This window comes from Ruegeria sp. HKCCA5763, assembly GCF_013034545.1.
Taxonomy (GTDB): domain Bacteria; phylum Pseudomonadota; class Alphaproteobacteria; order Rhodobacterales; family Rhodobacteraceae; genus Ruegeria.
Genome location: NZ_WQGF01000004.1, coordinates 329,839 through 350,950, shown reverse-complemented (window position 1 = coordinate 350,950; position 21,112 = coordinate 329,839). Strand labels below are relative to the sequence as shown.

Sequence of the window (21,112 nt, the reverse complement as noted above, 5' to 3'; positions counted from 1 at the left end):
CTGAAAGGACAGAGCATGCAACGTAAAGGCATTATTCTTGCCGGAGGGTCCGGCACCCGACTTTATCCGATCACCATGGCAGTTTCCAAGCAACTGCTGCCGATCTATGACAAGCCGATGATTTTCTACCCTCTGAGTGTTCTGATGCTTGCGCAAATCCGCGAGATTGCAATCATCACAACACCTAAGGATCTGGATCAGTTCCAACGCATGTTGGGCGATGGCAGCCAGTATGGTTTGTCCATAACATGGATTGTCCAGCCATCCCCTGACGGTCTGGCACAGGCATATACTCTGGCCGAGGACTTTCTGGCCGGCGCCCCATCTGCCCTGATTTTGGGAGACAATATCTTCTTTGGTCACGGACTGCCTGGGTTGCTTTTGGAAGCGGACGCACAGAAACAAGGCGGGACTGTTTTCGCCTATCGCGTAGCCGATCCCGAACGCTATGGGGTGGTGGATTTTGAAGGCACCAAAGCGCGCGCGATCATCGAAAAACCCGAAGTTCCTCCATCAAACTATGCGGTGACAGGGCTTTATTTTCTTGACGGTGATGCTTCGGCACGAGCGCACGAAGTTCAACCTTCAGAACGTGGCGAACTGGAGATTACATCATTGCTGGAGATGTACCTGCAGGAGGGTTTGCTGGACGTCCAGACCATGGGGCGCGGCTTTGCTTGGCTGGATACCGGCACGCACGGCTCTTTGCTGGATGCAGGTAACTTTGTTCGAACCATCGAAGCACGTCAGGGTATGCAGACCGGGAGCCTCGACGAAATCGCCTGGGTCAACGGCTGGATTGACGATGCCGCATTGGAAGAACGCGCGCGGCTGTTCGCCAAATCCACCTATGGAGCATATCTAAAGAAGTTGCTCGACTAGAAAGGAAACCCCAACGCGCCGTCGAAGAGCCAAAGCTATAGGCTTGGGTGATTGCGCTTTGGATTGCCTAACAGGTGCATTCTCTTAGAGAGATTTGTTTTAAAATCACGCTTGTATAGTTGCAGCGTATTTTCATGCCGATGGAGATTTGAAGGGGACCGGATGAACGTTTCGGCTCTGCCATACTCCGCGCAAAAATGCACGTTGCTTTGACCGTTTTCTGGCAGAAAACAGGACGACCGGAGACAGCATCTGCAAAACAGCAGAGGCAAGCGCCCGAGTGAAGGCAAAAGGAACCTTGTGTTTTCGGGCCGCATAAACTCTGGACCGCCCCATAAACACTCCCTTCAACCCGGCAACCGCAGCGCTGCTGGGCGAAGATGTGCCCTGAACATGCGTCACCTGCGCGTCGTGAATATAATACAAGGGTCCACAAACCGCCTTGAGCCGAAGGCTTAGGTCATCGTCTTCGTGATATAGGAAAATTTCCGGATCAAACCCACCAACGGCCTCAAAAGCAGAACGGCGAACCAATAACGCTGCACCAAGAAGAACTGGAAGTTCCAGATCACCTTCAGCTTTTTTCGAGCGCAGCATTTCACTGCGTGGTGTAATCACGCTGGAACGGCGAAAACTTGGTTTTCCGGATTTACTCAGGATCCTTGGATTAAAGGCCGATGCGGAAGGATAACGATCCGCTCCTGCCTTCATCGCTTCCAGCGCGCCGGACAATAGCTTCGAATCCGGATTCAAAAACAAAAGCAGATCGGTCTGCGCGTGTTCAGCGCCCAGATTGCAAGCCGTACCAAACCCCTTGTTTTCTTTGTTTCTGAGCAGAATTGCCCCATGCGTTTCGGCCAGTTCTTGTACCGCTTCAACATCATCTGAAGCATTATCCACCAATACAGTGGGTACGCCATTCGGAATGGAGTTCAACATTTCCGGCAAAACACCGCCGCTGTTGAAGCAAACACTTATGATCGTGATCTGTGACAATCTTACCTGCCGAGGAAACAAGAGAAGGGTGATCAGTTCATCGACTCAATCATTGTCGGGGTCAACCCCCGCTGCGGTAAGGCGATTTCGTGGTCTCTGCACTATCACCCATTGAAACAAATGGGTTGCCTTAGTCATTCCGAAACAACTCTACTTAACGAAACAACAGACTAGCTTTTCACCCGAAACAGCATTCGAACTTTAAGTTTACAGGGTCAACAGTTGGCACTTTACCGCCGATTTGCGCTGTGCTCACTTTGGAAGACTGTCGCTGGACTAAGTGTTGCTCTCAATTAGCAGCAGTTGTTCATGCATGCCCCTAACCTCGACTTAAACGGTGCCGTAGGCTGCTAGAAACTGACATCAAGCCGTTTTGGCAGGCAAACTTAGGCAAAACCGTGGAGGTTTGGCGTGGTTGTTGCGCGACAATTAGGATTCTTGAAATTCACCTAACATACGCGCTGACTCACCGAAATTAGGATTGCGTCTCATTCGGATTTAATTCCGGTGTTGAGTTTCCCCCATATAGAATTGACGCAATCAACCTTCCAGCGGAGGTGGATTTACACCAGAACTTCCAATGCATGTGCGTGGGTTTCTTGGCGAAGGGTGAACAGGTTCTTCGCCACGAGTATGGACTAAATAACGGCGTTCAACGGTCGGTTTTTCTATCGTGCGACAACACAGCCCGGCGCAGGGAAACGCGATTGAAGCGTTGAACGGCATTCATGAAAGCTACGAGTATTTGTCGTCAGGTGTGTTACGGCAAACCGCTCTGGACTTCCCCAACCAGAAACATTTTGTTTATGTAAACGTATGGAACAAGTGAGCGGGAGGTTGTCATTTAGAGCCCGAGCGGGAATATGGGGATGCCACTCTTGCGGCGCTTCATGGATCAAAGCTGACGCATTGGTCTAATCTGGGAATGCTTGAAAAGTCGAGCCGCAGCAAAACCAGTAAAGGGTCCGCGAAGCCCAGTCGTTACAGTGCAAGTTAATAATTGCCCAAAAGGGCATTTCGCCTATTGCGGAAACCGGTCAGTGACGGCTCGCTTAAAGACTGGTAAGCGGAGGTTCAAACAAAGTAAGTCATACGGGAGATCAATCATTGAAAATCAACGACTGTGTACGAATAACTAAGCGGCCACAATCTGATTAATCCGAAGAGTTTAAAGCGGTCTCAATCACAAGCGGCCTAAGACGCTTTAGTACGAGAATATCCATGCCCATCAAAGATACCCTGCTATTCTATCTGCTTTCTGCGGCGTCAAAACTCAGCCGTCCGATCTCGTCACGCGCAGCCCGGCGATTTCGAAATTCGGCGAAGAAAAGAGACCCCAAACGAACAACCGCACACAACCAGCAGCTTGGTCGCCAGGGATTTGACGGTTCAGGTCGAGCTGATGAGTTTGTTCCATTCGATCCGCAGCCAAAACCCGAACTTGCTGTGCGGGCAATCGCACACTATTTGCCCCAATTCCATCCATTTAAGGAAAACGATGATTGGTGGGGTAAAGGTTTCACTGAATGGACAAACGTTGGCAAGGCCATTCCGAACTTCCCCGGACACTACCAACCGCATTGTCCTATACACTTGGGCTATTATGACTTGCGGTTGCCTGAAGTTATGGTCGAACAGACCCGGATCGCAAAAGCTTACGGGATCGGCGGTTTTTCATACTACTATTATTGGTTTGGTGGGAAGACCCTGATGGAGGGCCCTTTAGAGCAAATGCTGGGCAACCCTGACGCCGACATGCCCTTCTGCTTGAATTGGGCCAACGAGAACTGGACTCGGCGTTGGGACGGACGCGAGCACGATGTTCTGATCGCACAGAACCACTCGATAGAAGACTCAGTGAGTCTCTTACGACACATCCGCAAGTATATAGAAGATCCGCGCTATATCCGAATAAACGGAAGGCCCGTGTTCATCGTTTATCGAGCAAACATTATTCCTGACATACAGGAAACGACAAAGGTTTGGCGGCAGGAAGCGCAGCGCTGGGGAGAGCCGGACCTCTATCTTATTGCAGCCCAGACCTTTGACATCGGAAATCCCGAGCAACTTGGCTTTGATGCGGCTTTGGAGTTCCCGCCCCAACAGGTGAAGCGCACAGATATCACCGGCGAAATGGAGGTTTACAACCCTGAGTTTACTGGGGCCATACTAGACTATGAGGCGGTGGTAGATGCCGAACTTGACAAGAGCGAACCAGGCTATAAGCTTTTTAGGTCATCTACCCTTTCATGGGACAATACAGCTCGCAACCAGGATGCGTCGCGCATAATGGGCAGGTTCTCGATTGAAGCTTACAAACGCTGGACGGCCCATTTGGGAAATCAAGTTCTTTCTCAAGATAAGTACAACGCTGACGAAAAAATCATTTTCATCAACGCATGGAACGAATGGGCAGAAGGAACGCATCTAGAGCCTGACCAACGTTATGGATTTGCATATCTCCAAGCCACCTATGATGCCCTGCCTAAAAAGCGATAAATACGAAGGCTTAGCAGTATATTATTGAAAACTCAGTTCGCTTTCCACGACGACGAACACAGATTTACATTTCAATTCTGAAAAGGTTCAAACCATTGCAGTTAATGGCTCAAAAACCAGTGATCTAAAGTGCAGTGTTTCTGATTTGATTTGACAGTTGGTCGCCTTGTCGAATGCGTATGTCAGGTAAAGTTTGGCTCAGGAGCTTTTCCTTCCAGATACCCTTGACTGTGGTCATAGTCTAGAACAGGGATCTGCCGCGACGCGTTTTACCGCCGACGGGTGCGTTCGTTCTTATGGTGATTAAGCCGTTCATTCAGATCGGCCTGCTACGCCTCAGCGTTGTCATATAGTTTCTTGCGGAGCGCAACTTCGCAGAGCTACCGCAACACCATCTTACGGAACCCCTAGAAATGCCTTTTGTTTGGCGGGATATCACCTTGGTCTTGGTGTATTGAATGTCATTGATCGCAAGGAGGAGCCGGAAGCCCTACTTGTCGGCCGGATAACAAAAATATATGCCCCACTTGGTAACGATCCTTAACACTCGCAGGTCCTGCTGGGTATAAAACGGCAGAACCCGGGCGTTGAACAGGTCGCCGCCCGTTATTAGAGTCTTGGAGCGTTAGAGTTTAGCGCACGCCGCCTTACAATTGTTTATCACTCAAGTCTGATGATAAACCCGCCCGTCGCCCTTGAGCATTCCGACATATAACGGGCCCTGCATTCCCAGGTAGTCTTGATGGCGCATTGGTGTTGTGAAAAATGGGAAGTGGTGGAGTGGTTTAATAGTCGTCGCTCGCTGAGTTGGAACCCATAGGGAATGTCGCACCAGCCGAAGCAGAAGCAAACTTCTACGTCGCTCTGTAAAGATCAGATGTGGCCGGGCAACTAAGTGAAACCAAACTTCGGCAAACCCGCAGGGGTTCAAGGAGAAAAACTACTCTGCTCCTATCGGGCAAGAGTATCAACGCCGCAAACCCAATTTCACCTCCTCTTACTGGGAACACCAATTAATCGATCTCAAAAAGACTCCAAACGAAATCCCGAAGTCTCCACAAGGTTGACGAATATTCGCTCAACAGCGTGGGCAAGGGTGCCATCTGCCAACCCACGCTCGATATCAAAATCGTTAATATCCAGCTTTAACAAAGGTTCAATAGCTGCGGGCGTGATCCAAAACATGGTTCCAGCAATGAATTGTCCATCTTCGTATTTAACTCCTATCTGACGAGCTATTTTTTTAACATTTTCACGATTGTGACGCATATTAGTTGAATTGTGTTTATGAATTGATTGGTGCGGCGCCAGCATTCCAAGACTTGGGTCAGCTTCAAACTTTTTGAAAGCCGACTTGTCGATCAACGCACTCAATGTGCTCTTGCGGATTGTATCCCCATCGATTCGGTATGCTGATTTCTTACCGTGCACCTTGCACAACGCCCGGTAGTTCAAATGCGCGATGCGCTTCATTGTTAAAAGGAACGGGCGAACGTCCCGGCCCCGGTTGTCTACGAGTTCTACATGCGCTTCCGGCAAGCTATTACTAATAGTCAGCGCCGTTTCCAGACTTGTGACCGTTACATAAAGGTCAACCACACCCCTAGGCAGTTCATCGATGAGTTCCTTCAATTCCCACCACGTATCCGCGTAATGCACATGAGCGCAAATGGCATACTTTGCCTCCGTAGTTTCAGGAATCTCAGGTCGCAAGAAAGGTGCCGCGATAGGGTCATAGTTAGCTAGTACTTTCCGAGTGGCATCCAGATATCCGTACCCGTAGCGTTGGTCAGGCTCCAGGTGAGTTCCTTCTGACCAATTATTCCATGCGTTTATGAAAACGATACGTTCATCGTCCGTCAGGTCAGGATTTTTGACAGTGTTTTCAACATTCGCAGATAGCCACTGGCTGTATCTGGTCAGGCTGAAATCAGTGAATATCGATGCCTTCAAACCCCACCGTGCAGTGCTGTCCCAGGACAACATGGCTGTTCGAAAGGTCTTTTTCGCCGAGGGTTTCTTTCGGACCTCCTTGGACACAATATCACCATAGTCATATATACCGCCTTGAAATCCCTCTTCAAGATTGTCGACGAGTTTGGTTACACTCTTTGCGTCAACAGCGTGGGGCGGGAATTGTATGGCCGCATCTAGTCCAAGCTCTTCCGGCGTCCCGCTATCGACAGTTAGCGGGGAAACGACGTACAAGTCTTTAAGGCCCATCTCTTTTGCCTGTTCCCGCCACATCTGAATTGTTTTCTTGAAGTCGGGGATTAGGTGTGCCCGGCAAACGATGAACAGGGGTCTCCCATTGACACGGATGTATCGTGGGTCCTTCATGAAGCTCTCAAGATACTCAAGCATCGCATGTGAGTCTTCCAGCGAATGGTCCTTATCGATTTGAATTTCCTGATCCAATCCGTCCCAGCGGCTGGTCCAGTTTTCGTTGGCCCAGATCATGCAATACGGCATATCTACGTTGGGGTTGTTGCGCATTGCTTCTAGCGGCTTTTCCATAAGCGGCTTGCCCCCAAACCAATATAAATAATATGCGAACCCGGACACGCCATAATTGCGCGCCAACCTCGCCTGCTCCTCCATTACCTCAGAAAAGCTTAGATCATAGTATCCCAAATGGATCGGGTATTGTGGCTGATGGTGTCCTGCAAAAAGGGCATATGCTTTACTTACATTGGCCCACTTATTGGAACGTTTGCCCGACAATTTATCATACTCGGGAAAAGGATGAAATTCCGGGAGATAAAAGGCAATGGCTTTTACAACGGTTTCGAGCGTCTCGTTAGGCATATAGTCGATAAAGTCTTCCCGCACCTGAGAATATTGAACAACGGGCAGATCTGGTCCTTTTCCGTAGCGACCGAAAGGTGGGATAACCCCTTGCGCCGAACTAGCGCGCCGATCTTGCAGGACTAAATTTACATTGGTGTCACCGGCCAGAATACGCTCAACAAGTTTGGGTGTTTCAAATTTTTCCGGCCAGATTTTCCTGGGTCGTCCCCGGCGTTCACGCAAGCTATTTGACAGACGACGACTTAAGCTGGTGTTACGCCAAAATTTGCTTTGCAAAACCTCATTTGCACGACTCGTTGTGCTCAGAAGATTTTCCATGAGATTGGAAATGATCTCATCGCGCTCTGCCAAGGCTCCCTTGAGCTTGCTGAGAGTATCTTCCTCGACTGATCTTTGTTCTTGCTTGCCTGTTGCATGGATCAGCTTTTCATTGGGGTCTGTCGCGCGAATTTGTGCCTCCTCGGCGAAATAGTGCTCCCGCGGAACATCGGAAATCTCAAAGATCGAGTTCGGCAGCTCTGGCAGTTCACCGTCAGAGGCAATAACAAGATCATAACGAGTATTCGAAACGCCATCCTGGGTATGGCCTTGGGCTAATACGCGAAATGGTGCGCTCTGGTCGTTCGCAATGAGCGAGGCCATGCTCAGACGTTGGCCATAGTGGCGTGTGGTTGGAAAGTAGCGGCCTACAAGTTCTACGAATTCGTCTTTAGAAAGCTCTTTTAAATGGAGCAGCCTATCATTCCCGGATTTGTCCGAGTGCTCTAGCATATTTGGGCTTGATATCAGCAACAACCCATCGGGCCGAAGTACACGACGCAATTCTTGCATAATACGGTCGTGCGGTCCTATATGTTCAGAGGTCGCGAAATAAGTGACCATATCTACAGAAGAATCTGAAAGCGGAATATCCGTGGCGCTGCCGACGCGAAAGAACAGACGAGGATCACGGTAAATTGACTTTGCGTGGTAAACAGCCGACGCACTTATGTCGAGCCCGATGGCAGACTTAGCATTTTCGGCAATAGAAAAAGTTCCATGGCCCTCGCCACAGGCTATGTCCAGAACGTCCAATTCATTGGCTAGACTGCGGGCTATTTGATACCGATGCATATGTTCTAGTTCTATAGTACCTTGCAATTCAGGAAGATAACACCTGCCATCAGTTGGTGGCTTCCTAGGTTTATCCTTACCGCCCTTAGTCATTGAAATTCTGTCCTAGCAATTCTTCGTCGTGAAAGTCGCAAGTATTCCACAAAATGTGCCGTACACAGCAGTGCCTGCCGGGGTAACAGCCTCTTGCTACCAGTACTGCGAGCCACTGATTAGGCTTTTGCAGACTGAGTCTCGGCGACCGACATATTTATTTTACTGGAATTCCAAGCGCAGAAAAGGTGCGATTCATTTATTGTACGTATGCCCCGCGCCCCTTTGGCAGAAAGTGTCCTCGCGGGAAAATGGTTTTAAGCTAAATTCATAGAGTGGCGACGACGTGGGAATAATACCGTCTCAGCTCCTGAAGCTATAGCCGTTTGCGCATGACCTAGAAACTGTAAGAACTGAAACTGCACATAGACCACCTCCGAGCCGGAAGAATGTGCGTGAAAGCAGCACTCGAGGCGAAAGGTGAACACCTCAAAAAACTTTGGGTGCAAATGACGTTTCAACGGAACCGCCAGACCGTGGTGACCTCTGCAGTAGTCGACCGGATCACTGGGCTAAAAGAATCCGAACCTTGCGCAACCGCGAAGTAACCTCGAAAGAGCCCGCATAATCTCAACGATCTGGGCGGCAGTAGCATCAGCCTCCAAGCTGATCACAACATCACAATGCGTTGTCTCAACTGCTGCTCTCGATGGAAACTACCCCACCCACTAGGTCAACGACAAAAATATTGGCGCGAGCAAAAGTCCTTTCACTGGCTCAATATCAATCACCCTGGTCGGCAGCAGCAACCTCCTTCCCGGCGTCAAACGTTTTTTGCAGATCAAGATTTCTGTTACGTCCATTCTACATCGCCCAGAAAGATGTAACCAGCGCCGTAAATCGTTTTTATAAGGCGAGGATTCTTTGGGTCTTCGCCAAGTTTGGTACGAAGCCTGGAAATTCGCACGTCCATGGCCCGGTCAAAACTGTCTCCTGCTGCACCGCCCAACGATTCTTGCATTTGCGCTCTGCTGATAAGACGCTTGGGGCTTTCGAGGAATAGCCTCAGAACCTCTCCTTCTGCATGGCTGAAAGGCGTTTCGGCACCGGCGCCATCCTCAAGAACGTAGCGGTCAAAATGTGCAATCCAGCCGTTGAAAATAGCGGTGTCCGAATGCGAAGTCTGACTGCGTGGGTTACGCAACCTGGCCCGGATCCTGGCCACCACTTCCGCCGGATCGAACGGTTTGGTTATGTAGTCATCAGCCCCAAGTTCCAGCCCAGTCACGCGATCCTGCACCTGTGCCCGACCAGATATGATGATCACCGCAGCACCCTGTTCCAAAGCAAGACGATGAACCAGCGCCAACCCATCGGTATCCGGCAGGGAAAGATCCACAAGACAGACATCCGGCGTCACGCGGTTCAGTGCCGCCTCGAACTCTCGGGCGCGAGAGAAACTCTGTGTTCGGAACCCGGCATCCTCCAAGACGTCGGTCAGGATACGTCGTATCTCGGGTTCGTCATCGAGAATGGTCACCAAAGGTTGGGTCATCAGGCGGCCTTAGCTTGAATCAGTGCGGACAATTGAGCCTGTGAAAACGGTTTACGCAACACCGGCGCCAACGCAAGCGCCTGTTGGTACAGCGGATCAGAATTCGGTAGAGAGGTCATAAGGATGCACGGCACTCCAGAGCCTATTTGCCGCAGAAGATCCAGGCCCGAGCCCCCTCCCTCCAAGCGGATGTCGGACAACACCATCGCGATATCCTCTACATTCGAAAGCAGCGTTAGGGCTTCATCCACCGAATTGGCTTCTATGACTGAAAAACCAAGCTCAACCAGCATGTCTCGGAACTGACCTCGCAACTCGTCGCTGTCTTCCACCAACAACACAAGGCCATCCTGAGAGGGTGGAGCGGAACGATATGGCAATCGCAACACGACCGATGCGCCGGATGGAGTGTTTCTGAGGTTCAGATCACCACCGGCAAGTTTCACCGTGTCATAAACCATGGGCAAGCCCAAACCAGACCCGTCACTGCCTTTAGTCGTGAAAAAGGGGTTCAATGCCTTCTCCAACGCCTCGGACGAAAATCCTGGGCCGGTGTCGGACACTGTGATTTCGACCCATATCTTGCCAATCGCATGTGCGCTGATGGTGATCTGACCCGTGCTTCCGCACGCATCTCGCGCGTTCAGGACAAGGTTCAGCAACGCGTCCTGGACCATCCCTGGATCCAACACTAGTGCCTGATCGGGAAGAGTGTTCACAACAGAAAGCCCCATGTCACGCGGCAGGGATGGGGTGGCCAGAATACGCAGATCTTCCAACAAACCGCGCATGTCTGTGGCCTGCGGCTGGGGCGTACGGTTGCCAGTCATATCTGCGATACGATTCAGCAACTGCCCACCCCGACGCGCTGTTTGTTGAGTGGCTGCAACCAGTTCTTGCGCTTCATCCGGCAGGTCCATCTTGTCCAATCTGGACTGCATCCCAAGGATAATCGTTAGCAAGTTGGAAAAGTCATGCGCCAGGCCGCTGGTCATCTGGGCTGCCATCGCCCGGCGACGAGTCTGCTGCAAGGCGACCCGTGCCTGCGTTTCTTCGGTAATGTCCACGGACATCACATAGACACCCCCTGCCCCATCCGGCGTGAACGAAACTCGGATGCGACGAGCATCCTGATCTTCGGTAAACTCAAAAACTGAAGGCGCGCCATCATAAGCCTTTTGCAAATGGCTTTCCACGCGCTCAAAAGCGACCTCACCCAGCGCCTCGGAAATATGCAGGCCAAGAATATCGGACGGACGCCCCGGCATGACCGCACTCAGACGTCGGTTGGAGTAGTCATAAAGCCCGTCACTGTCCAAATGCGCGATATGCGCAGGCATCATTTCGGTCACAAGGCGCGTTCGGGCTTCAATTTCGGTTAGTTCCCTTTTCGCTTCTTCCAAGGCCGCGATCGTGGCTGCAAGCTTGCGGTTGGTCGCTGATAGTTCCTCGGCGTGCCCGAGCAACTGTTCCGACAGTTCCTCTGATCGCGCCCGCAACAGGTTTTCGGCGCGCCGCGTGCCCGTGATGTCAGTATAGACCGCGACCCATCCTCCTTGAGGCAACGGAGCGCCCTCGATTGAGACAACCTGCCCGTTGGGCCGCACCCGCTCCATGTAATGCGGTTCAAACGCCAGGGCCTGCTTGACCCGCAGATTGACCATGTCCTCGACACTCTCGTCATGTCCATATTCTCCACGGCTGGCGAGGAAATGAATTGTATCCCGAAACGGAGCCCCGGGTTGAACCAACTCGTCCGGTAAATCGAACATTTCCTGAAACCGGCGATTGCTGAGCACAAGCTGCAACTTGCTGTCATAAATGGAAAGCGCCTGACCGATAAGGTTCAGCCCTGCCGTGGTCATCGCCTTTATGCGCTTTTCCGTTATGTCCAAGTTTGCCTTTTCCACAGCACCTGCGTAGCACCTGATTACAGGTACGAATAGTGGGTTTCATTCTTGCGGCAATGCTAATTTATGACCCGCCATGCAGCGGCATTTTATTGGCGGCACGATAAGCTTCGACATAACCTCTGGCTACGGACCGTACGGCGCGGCCGATCTGGGCATAGGCTTCGTCCGGCAGGTTGGCAAAAGACACGCGCGCAGACCAACCCGGCGCATCGAAGCCGCTGCCGTTCAATAGAACAATCCCGTGATCTTCGGCCAGTTTGAACGCAATGTCCAGCGGGTGCACGTTCTTCTTGATCCACGCAACAACATCCTCACCGACATATTTTCGCAACCAATACTCGAAATCGATAATCCCGTAATAGGCATCGTAGTTTTCGCCCCCGTCAACCTGGATCCCCATCGCTTCGGTCAACAGCTTGAACCGTCGATGCACAAGCTCCATGCAAGCGGTTTGATAGTCTTTCTTGGTGTCTACAAGTTCAACAAGCGAAAACAGGGTCATCATGACCTGTTGCGGCAAGGAAAGACCAGCGGTGTGGTTCAGGGCAACATCCCGGCTGTCTGCAACCAGACGGTCTATGAACCTGATCTCACGCGGTGTCAGGCTGAGCGTGCCATAGCGCTTGTCCAGCGCCTGTTTGATCTCTTCACTGTGCTCAGCCAGTTTGAGGTCAAAGATATTGTCCTGCGCCACTGCGATGACACCCAAACGCCAGCCGGTGCAGCCGAAATACTTCGAATACGAATACACGCCGATCGTGTTGCGCGGCATGTACCCCATGACCGATGTGAAATCATGCACGAAGGTTCCATAGACATCATCTGTCAGAACGATGAGATCGGGGCGATGGTTCTCGACCACATCTGCCAGCTTCTCCAAAGATGCCTTGTTCAGCGCAACTGACGAAGGATTGCCCGGATTGACCAGAAAGAAGGCTTTTACTTTGGGGTCTTTCAACGTCTCGACCGCTGCATCGGTCAGCTGGAACGCGTCTTCTTCGTCCGTTTCCACATGCACGGATTCGAGGCTGTAATCCTCAAGTTCAGGCATCTCGAGATACGGCGTGAAGATCGGAGTACACAACGCAATCGTATCACCTGGGTTCAGTAATCGGTTGGCTTTGAGCGACTTGAAGATGTAACACATCGCCGCCGTGCCGCCCTCGACTGCAAACAGATCAAATCGCGCATCCGGCTGTCGACCAGAACACATGGCCCACATCAAGTATTCGTGCGCTATGATCTGATTGTGATGCAGAATACGGTCCGGCACCGGGTAATTGTCGCCAATAATCGAGTCCGTCAGTTCGTGAACAAACGCATCTGCATTGAAATCAAACGCAAAAATGGCGTGTTTGACAACGGTAAGCAAAGTGTCCGTGCCGGGCATGTCCGCATTGACCTCAGCCCATTTCAGAAGCCTGTCATGGCATCCCTTGACGGCTGGCATGCCACCCAGACCCGCCGGATGATCCATGACGCGTTTGGCTTCGGTGACGGCAAACTGACCGAGTGCAAAGAACGCTTCACGCGGACGGGTTGCGATCCAGTTGGGATTTCCTCGTCCCGCATTCAGAAACGCGCTGTTGGATTTTCTGGCCTCATCCGAGGCTAGTTTGATCAGCTCATCTTTGATCTGAAAAGGGCTGAGCGCTTCGTAATCGTGCAGTTTCAGACGGTCCATAACACATACCTTTCCAAATCAACTAAGGATCAAAACAACAACCATGCCAAAGATCGTCAACAAAGTGTTCCCAATCGCATAGGGCATCCCATACCCCAGCGCGGGTATTCGACTTTGCGCGGCCTCCTGGATCATCCCAAGCGCAGCGGTTGTTGTTCTCGCGCCAGCGCAGGCGCCAAACAGAATGGCCGGGTGAAACTTGAACACATAGTGGCCAACGTAAACCGAGAAGATCATCGGCAGAGAGGTGGCGACTATTCCCCAAAGCAGCAGCGCAACGCCGGCCTGTTGCAGGCCCGCCACAAAACCGGGACCGGCGCTTATGCCAATCACAGCTATGAAAACGTTTAGGCCAAGGGTGTTCATCAACCACAAAGACGGGCCGGGAATACGCCCGAATGTCGGATGCACAGTTCGCAACCAGCCCAGTAATAAGCCGGCCAAAAGGGCCCCGCCTGTTGTGGATAGGCTAATTGGGAAACCACCCATGGTAATTGCCAGTGTTCCGACCAGACCACCAATGAATATTCCCCAGCCGACAAAAGCCAAGTCTGTTGTCTCGACCGGGCGGTCGGCATACCCAACCCGGGCAATGGCGGCCTCTACATGACGCTTTGATCCAAGAACCGTCAAGATATCGCCGCGATGCACAACAGTTCCCGGCAAAAGTGGCAGTTCGACCATGTTTCGCATTAGTTTCGAAACATAGACACCGCGCGCCAGCGAAAGCTTGCTTAGTTCTTCCAGAGTTTTCCCGTGAACCTCTTTGCTGGTGATCAGCACATCCAGCTTCTCGGTCGGCGTGTTCAGCAATTCAGGGGCATCAGCCTCTTTCAGGTGCCCTTCCAAAAGGCCAACCAAATCCGCGCGTCGCCCAGAGAACATGACGAGGTCGCCCGCCTGAAGTACCGTGCTGTCTTCAACCTCGATCACAGCGTCACCGCGCTTGATCCGTTCGGCATAAATACGCACACCAGGCATCAAATCCTTCACCGGCTGGCCCAGCAAATCGCTGTCATCGGGGATTTCGAACGCCCGAGCTTCGATCATGCGATAGGCCGAAACGATACCTTCGCCAGTCTCAACAGAAGCGCTACCACCAAGCTTGGCCTCATATTCTTTGCAAGCGACAACCAGATTCACACCGATCAGACGTGGCCCGAGTTTGGCCAGAATGATGGCCGACCCAATCGTGCCGTAAATATATGTGACTGCGTAGGCAATCGGTATCTGATTGGCATAGGTCTGCGCCTGTTCTGACGACAGACCCAGTTGACTGATCTGGTCGGTCGCCACACCAATTGCGGCAGAAATGGTCTGTGATCCTGCATACAAGCCAGCCGCGAAGCCCAGTTCCAGCCCTGCGACTTTGGCAGATAAGACTGGCACAATCAGGCACAAAGCCAAAACACTGAGTGCGAACAACACCTCTCGTGCGCCGTCTGCCTTGAGACCGCGGATAAACTGCGGGCCGACACCGTATCCAACTGCGAAGATGAACATGATGAAAAAGGTCGATTTGACCGCCGAGTCGATTTGAATATGCGTTTGCCCGATGATCACAGCCGCAAGCAAAGTTGCTGTAACGGTCCCGAGGCTGAAACCAAAAAATTTCTTGGGACCGATCCAGAACCCTATCCCGATCGACAGAAAAACCGCCAGTTCGGGATAGCTGCGCAGCACATTCACAAACCAATCGCCCATTCCTGTCCTCCCCGGAACCCCTTGTGTGCATAAAGGTGTGTTTGGAACTTTGAAATCGCTGACAAGCCGATCTGCACAAATAATTCAGAACCGAAAAACCGCAGCACAATTACCGCTGGCCGTCAGAGCGTAAAACGATGCGTATTTCACAAGGACGATATCGTAAGATATAAATTTGTCTACAATTTTTCAGGGAAAGTTCTAAGCCACACACAGGGCGATCAGTATCGAGAACGGGATTTTGCACCTTCAGATGTAATCGAATGCAGCGAAAGTGTATGGTCCATGTTCTTCATCCGGTGCCGCAGCATCTGACGGCTTAATCGGGCCAAGTCCGGCGCCAGTTCAGGCTTGTCCGCCACATTCTCAAATTCGCCTTTGCTCTGATGGTCAAACAGGATCGGCGGCAGGTCCGCGGCAAACTCGATCAGAGTAAATCGGTCGTCTCGCAGAATTCCCAGGCACGAGTCGCTGTTGCCCGTTTCAAGTTGCTGTTGCCACAGAGTCGAGTTTTCAGGTTCCGAGAAATCCAGCTCGCTGAACGAATAGCTGCGCCAGTCCTCTGGAACTTCACCGCGCAACAGCGGCATCAAGGATCGACCATCCATCGTGTTCGGAGCCGGTTGCCCAATCCAGTCCAGGATCGTTGGCGCGACATCGACCGATTCAGTTGGAACACTCACTCGTGCACCCGCCTGATCATTGTTCCCGGGCAAACGGATCATCAAAGGGGTATGATAGGCTGCGTCATAGACGGTCATCTTACCCCAGCTGTGGCGATCCCCCAGCATTTCGCCATGATCAGCTGTGATCACAAGAATCGTGTCGTCATATTGCCCGCTGTCCTTGAGGTATTTCACCACACGACCGATGTGGTGATCTACTTCTGTTGCCAGACCAAGGTAGACAGCGCGCAGAGTGCGAATGTTCTCGTCCGTCGGCTCGACTTCATCAAAGCCGTGCACAAAGTCTTTGGCTGTATAGGAATCCTGCGTGGGCCCAAAGAACGGGTGCAGGTTCTTCTCAGCTTCCGTGCTGTGCAACCGTTGTGGCAGAGGGATTTCTGCCGGATTGTACATGTCGTTGTACGGCGCGGGTGCGACCAGAGGCGGATGCGGGCGGATATAGGTCAAATGAGCAAACCAACCCTCGCCACAATGAGGCGCGATGCCTTCAAGAAAAGCATCCGTCAGAAACGCAGTGTCACTGTCTTCGGCCCGATAGAGCGCCGGGTCATTCAATTTGGGGGACTGACCGTCTTTCGAGGTGGGTTTGTAAACATCCCAGTGCTGATCGAACTTATATCCCTTTTTCATCAGATGTGCTTGCCAGGGATATGACTCTTCAAGGCGCATTTCGACCACCTCAAGAAACCCGGTCATGGACTGCTCATATGATTTGAGAACCGGATCATTGGCGTCATGGACACGCGGATCGGCAGATGTATCTGTATAGCCGAACAGCAACGGCATGTATCCCGCTTTGCGCATTTCCGTGGCGATATTGGGGGTATCGTGACGCAGTGGCGTTCCATTTCGCACCGAACGGTGGTTCATCGCATATTGCCCGGTCAAAAGCGAAGCCCGCGAAGGCCCGCAGGGGTTGGTGACCGAGTAATGCCGCGTAAAGGTCACAGCCTCTTGCATGAATGCCCGCAAATTCGGAAGATCCACATAATCTGCCAAAGCGCCGCTCAGGCAATCAGCCCGAAGTTGATCAATGATGATGAACAAGACGTTTTTGGCCTGAGACATCTGAACACTCCGCTTCAACCTCGACTCCCACGCGGACTGTGTCTCGCATTCTGGGCTCAAGCAACTGATTAAATAAGTAGCCAACACTTTCTTGTATACCCGAGCCCGAAAACCTGGCCGCACCAAACAAGGCGTGACGCGAGGGCCATCCTGCACCGCAAAAACCCGATCTTTCAGAACAAAGACTTGAAGGCTCAGAGCGTTTTACTTCACATGGCTTTATGACGAAGGCAATGATCTCATCCGAGCGCGACACCGAAGGCACTCATGTCCGTATTTCGGGTGAATTGCTCACGCAATCTTTGGCATCAGTGGAGCATGATTTTGCAGCTATACAACCCTCGGCTGACAAGGTCGTTTTTGATTTGTCCCAGATCGAGGCCCTCGACACCGGAGGTGCATGGTTGATCGCGGACCTTGGTAAGCGTTTCACCTCGAACGGTGGGGCAGTGGAAATTCTGGGGGCAAAGCCTGCACATGCGACGCTTATTGATACCGTAACCCGCTCGATCCCGGGCAAACCCGGCAAGCTCGAAGATCCCCGCAGTTTCATGGATTGGGTGGCAGATGTGGGTCGCGGCACCTTCGGGGCTTGGAAGGACACGCTTTCAATCCTTGAATTTTTGGGACTTACGCTACACCGGCTGTTCCGCACCATGGTCATGCCATGGCGGCTGCGCAAGGCGGCCCTCGTCACGCATATGGAGGAAACCGGTGTCAAAGCCCTTCCCATCGTGGCTCTGATGGGGTTTCTGATCGGTGTTGTTTTGGCTTTTCAAGGCGCGACGCAGCTCAAGCAGTTTGGCGCAGAGATATTTGTAGTGGAGTTGATCTCAATCTCGGTCTTACGAGAGCTTGGGATTTTGTTGACAGCGATCATTGTTGCGGGTCGCTCAGGCTCGGCGTTCACAGCCTCGATCGGTTCGATGAAAGTGCAGGAAGAGATTGATGCCATGCGAACCTTGGGGCTGGACCCGATTGAAGTGCTGGTAATTCCCCGTGTCCTCGCCCTTTTGATCATGTTGCCCATTCTGGGGTTTATCGCGGACATAGCGGGTTTATTCGGTGGCGCCTTGATGAGCTGGATTGATCTGGGCGTAAGCCCCGGCATGTTTCTGACGCGATTGAAGGAGAATACGGATGTCTGGCAACTAGCCGTTGGTCTGATCAAAGCGCCCTTTTTTGCGTTGGTTATTGGAGTAATCTCCTGTTGGCAGGCCATGCAGGTCAGAGGATCTGCACAAAGCGTGGGTCAGCGGACAACCGCATCGGTTGTGCAATCCATCTTCATGGTCATAGTAATTGACGCCCTGTTTTCGATTTTCTTCTCAGAGGTCGGAATCTGACATGAACAGCAGAATACAAGAGGCAACGAGTTCAACGGCGTCACAACGTGACGCTGTGATCCGTGTGCGCGGCCTCAGAAACCAGTTCGGATCGCAGGTGGTGCATGATAATCTGGACCTCGATGTCTGGCGCGGCGAAGTTCTGGGAATTGTCGGCGGGTCCGGCACTGGTAAATCGGTATTGCTCAGAACAATTGTAGGGCTGAACACGCCGGCGGCGGGCAGAATCGAAGTTCTGGGTGTTGATGTCTTGAACGGCCCCGAGGAAGATCGGCGCAGCATCGAACGCCATTGGGGTGTGGCCTTCCAGGACGGCGCTCTGTTTTCGTCATTGACCGTCCTGCAAAACGTAATGGCCCCGCTGCGCGAGCACACGGGTCTGAGCGAAAAGCTGATGGAGTCGCTGGGCTCGCTGAAGATCAGCCTGGTTGGGTTGCCTCAGCTGAGCTGCGGCAAGTTTCCGTCCGAGCTTTCCGGCGGTATGCGCAAGCGCGCGGCGCTGGCCCGGGCATTGGCCTTGGACCCCGAAATCGTGTTTCTGGATGAACCAACCGCCGGATTGGACCCTATTGGGGCGGCGGCTTATGATGAGTTGATTGGCGAATTGCAGCAGGCTCTTGGGTTGACAGTGTTCATGGTCACCCATGATCTGGATAGCCTTTATGCCATCTGCGACCGGATTGCTGTGCTTGCAGAACAGCGCGTACTGGTCGAAGGTCCGATCGAAGACATGGCCAAGGTCGATCATCCTTGGGTGCAGGAATACTTCACAGGCCCCCGCGCCCGCGCAGCACAACAAAAGGGCCAGGACAGGTAGAGGCAATGGAAACCCGAGCGAATTATATCCTGATCGGCGCGTTTACCCTTGCAGGGCTTCTGGGCGCGTTTGGTTTTTTCCTTTGGCTTGCGAAATTTGAGGTCACACGCCAATACGCTTATTACGACGTCTTGTTCGACAATGTCTCAGGGCTTTCCGCTGCGGGAGGTGTGAGCTTCAACGGCCTTCCTGTTGGCCAGGTTATTTCGTTGAATTTGGATGAAGACGACCCCTCGAAAGTCAGAGTTCGCATCGAAGTGGATGCAGATATTCCAATCACCGAGGAAACGATTGCCCAGTTGCAGTCCCTAGGTGTGACCGGGGTTGGCTATGTCGAGTTGACCGGTGGGTCGGCGAGCGCACAACGACTGGCACAAAACAGCGTGATCAAAAGCAAACGCAGCACAATCCAGTCACTGTTTGAAGGCGCACCGAAAGTGTTGGATGAGGCCGTCACACTTTTGGAAAGCCTCAACAAGGTCGTTGACGACAAGAACAGGGAAGCCGTGAGCGGTATACTAGACAATCTTGCGTCGGCTACAGGACGGTTGGACAACACTTTGACAAGCTTTGAGTCTGTCGCCAGCGATATTGGTAATGCCGCCAAGGACATTGGCGAATTCTCTAAGCGTCTGGATCCATTGATCGAAACAGCTCAGACAACGCTTGAGACAGGAACGGATACGCTGGACTCGGTCAAAACCGCATCAGAATCCGCCAAGGCCGCGTTGGACGAAGCAAAAACAACGATCCAAACGGCGGACCAGATCCTGCAAGAGGACATTCGACCTTTCATTGAACGCGGCGCGCAACTGGCTGAACGTTTGACGTTGTTGTCGGACGAAGGCAGCGTCACCTTGGAAATTGTCAACGAAACCGTTCTGAACGCCAACACGACATTGGGGTCGATTACGTCGGCGATGGACACGGCGAAGGGGGCGCTGTCTTCGGCAGAGACGGCGTTCAACTCAGCCAATCGGGTGATGGAAGAAGAAGTCGCGCCTGTGGCTGCTGACATCCGCAAAGCGGCTAATCAAGTGACCGAGACGGTCTCGAACGTGACCGAAAAGATCGATCAAATCTCGGACGACGTTCTAAGCGCATCGAATTCTGCGTCTGAACTGATGGGCACTATCGACGGCATCGTTCAGAACAATCGTCGCCAAGTTTCGGATTTCCTGCGCGTCGGCCTTCCGCAATTTATCCGCTTCATCGAAGAATCCCAACGACTTGTTATCAGTCTCGACCGACTGGTGGATAAGATTGAACGGGATCCCGCACGATTCCTGTTGGGCACTCAAGCATCGGAGTTCCGCCAATGATCAAGCCTGTTTTCGCATTGCTGGCATTTGCCCTGATCGGCGGCTGCGCTGGCCTGGGTACGTTGCAACAGGCGGCCAAGCCCAACGACCTTTATTTATTGACGCCCAAAAGCACCTTTTCGTCCGCACTGCCCCGAATTCAAAAGCAGATCGTTGTCGAGGAACCAACAGCAACTGCGGCAGTGAACACAGATCAGATCGCTATTCAGCCGACGCCCTTGCAGGTGCAGTACCTTCCGCGCGCGCGTTGGGTAGATCGTGCTCCTTTGATCGTTCAAACGCTGTTGGTGGAAAGCTACGAGAATTCGGGAAAAGTTGCGGCGGTTGGTCGATCTACCGTTGGCCTGCGCGCAGACTATGTGATTGCACCTGACCTGCGCGAATTTCAGGGCATTGTGGTCCAAGAAACAGAGACCAGTAAATCGGTCCGCATTGAAGTGCGTATGAATATTAAGGTCATTGACGAGTACGAAGACAAGATTATTGCATCCAGCTCGTTCCAGGAAAATGTCGTGGCCGCCAGTGAACAAACACCTGATCTGATCGAAGCCTTTGACAAGGCCTTGGGCCGCGCGATGCGAGATGCGGTCGAATGGAGCATTCGCAGGATCAACACACATGTGGTGAATAACCCGAGGTCAATCCCTAACTGATCTGTGACTGTCACTTCACTTGAAATCGTG

General features: G+C 52.2%; 13 protein-coding genes. 6 read left to right on the top strand and 7 right to left on the bottom strand.

Annotated features, from left to right (window positions below; translation table 11 throughout):
- The first annotated feature begins 15 nt into the window (after positions 1 to 15).
- Positions 16 to 882: a glucose-1-phosphate thymidylyltransferase RfbA gene (gene rfbA, locus GOV89_RS10005; RefSeq protein ID WP_171238074.1), complete on the top strand. Its 867-nt coding sequence runs from the start codon at positions 16 to 18 to the stop codon at positions 880 to 882.
- 132 nt (positions 883 to 1,014) lie between these two features.
- Here rfbA and GOV89_RS10000 read toward each other — a convergent pair whose 3' ends face one another.
- Positions 1,015 to 1,878, bottom strand: coding sequence for a glycosyltransferase family 2 protein (locus GOV89_RS10000; RefSeq protein ID WP_171238073.1), 864 nt, complete (start codon positions 1,876 to 1,878; stop codon positions 1,015 to 1,017).
- 1,221 nt (positions 1,879 to 3,099) lie between these two features.
- On the opposite strand from GOV89_RS10000, the gene GOV89_RS09995 reads away from it, so the two are divergent.
- Positions 3,100 to 4,377: a glycoside hydrolase family 99-like domain-containing protein gene (locus GOV89_RS09995; protein WP_171238072.1), complete on the top strand. Its 1,278-nt coding sequence runs from the start codon at positions 3,100 to 3,102 to the stop codon at positions 4,375 to 4,377.
- Between the two features lie 1,023 nt (positions 4,378 to 5,400).
- Here the strand turns inward: GOV89_RS09995 and GOV89_RS09990 are convergent.
- The 6 genes from GOV89_RS09990 to GOV89_RS09965 all read right to left on the bottom strand — a co-directional run bounded on the left by GOV89_RS09990 (position 5,401) and on the right by GOV89_RS09965 (position 16,944).
- Entirely contained in the window at positions 5,401 to 8,394 is a 2,994-nt protein-coding gene (locus tag GOV89_RS09990; protein ID WP_171238071.1) for a glycoside hydrolase family 99-like domain-containing protein, read from the bottom strand.
- 793 nt (positions 8,395 to 9,187) lie between these two features.
- Complete coding sequence (locus GOV89_RS09985; RefSeq protein ID WP_171238070.1) at positions 9,188 to 9,889, bottom strand: response regulator transcription factor; 702 nt, start codon at positions 9,887 to 9,889, stop codon at positions 9,188 to 9,190.
- Entirely contained in the window at positions 9,889 to 11,754 is a 1,866-nt protein-coding gene (locus GOV89_RS09980; RefSeq protein WP_371810634.1) for a PAS-domain containing protein, read from the bottom strand. The genes GOV89_RS09985 and GOV89_RS09980 overlap by 1 nt, the downstream gene beginning before the upstream one ends.
- 109 nt (positions 11,755 to 11,863) lie before the next feature.
- Complete coding sequence (locus GOV89_RS09975; RefSeq protein ID WP_171238069.1) at positions 11,864 to 13,486, bottom strand: bifunctional aspartate transaminase/aspartate 4-decarboxylase; 1,623 nt, start codon at positions 13,484 to 13,486, stop codon at positions 11,864 to 11,866.
- Positions 13,487 to 13,504: 18 nt separating this feature from the next.
- Positions 13,505 to 15,190: an aspartate-alanine antiporter gene (gene aspT / locus GOV89_RS09970; RefSeq protein WP_171235874.1), complete on the bottom strand. Its 1,686-nt coding sequence runs from the start codon at positions 15,188 to 15,190 to the stop codon at positions 13,505 to 13,507.
- A 221-nt stretch (positions 15,191 to 15,411) separates the two neighbouring features.
- The gene (locus tag GOV89_RS09965) at positions 15,412 to 16,944 is read right to left on the bottom strand and encodes an alkaline phosphatase family protein (RefSeq protein ID WP_171238068.1); all 1,533 of its coding nucleotides are present in this window, start codon (positions 16,942 to 16,944) and stop codon (positions 15,412 to 15,414) included.
- A 233-nt stretch (positions 16,945 to 17,177) separates the two neighbouring features.
- Here GOV89_RS09965 and GOV89_RS09960 point away from each other — a divergent pair, with 233 nt between their 5' ends.
- Genes GOV89_RS09960 through GOV89_RS09945 form a run of 4 tightly spaced genes read left to right on the top strand, consistent with a single transcriptional unit; the run spans position 17,178 to position 21,082 of the window.
- The gene (locus GOV89_RS09960) at positions 17,178 to 18,290 is read left to right on the top strand and encodes an MlaE family lipid ABC transporter permease subunit (RefSeq protein WP_245224429.1); all 1,113 of its coding nucleotides are present in this window, start codon (positions 17,178 to 17,180) and stop codon (positions 18,288 to 18,290) included.
- 1 nt (position 18,291) lies between these two features.
- The gene (locus GOV89_RS09955) at positions 18,292 to 19,107 is read left to right on the top strand and encodes an ABC transporter ATP-binding protein (protein WP_171238066.1); all 816 of its coding nucleotides are present in this window, start codon (positions 18,292 to 18,294) and stop codon (positions 19,105 to 19,107) included.
- Positions 19,108 to 19,112: 5 nt separating this feature from the next.
- The gene (locus GOV89_RS09950; protein ID WP_171238065.1) at positions 19,113 to 20,429 is read left to right on the top strand and encodes an MlaD family protein; all 1,317 of its coding nucleotides are present in this window, start codon (positions 19,113 to 19,115) and stop codon (positions 20,427 to 20,429) included.
- A complete protein-coding gene (locus GOV89_RS09945) occupies positions 20,426 to 21,082 on the top strand; it encodes an ABC-type transport auxiliary lipoprotein family protein (RefSeq protein ID WP_171238064.1) in 657 nt (218 codons plus the stop codon). Before GOV89_RS09950 ends, GOV89_RS09945 begins: the two co-directional genes overlap by 4 nt.
- Positions 21,083 to 21,112 lie beyond the last annotated feature (30 nt).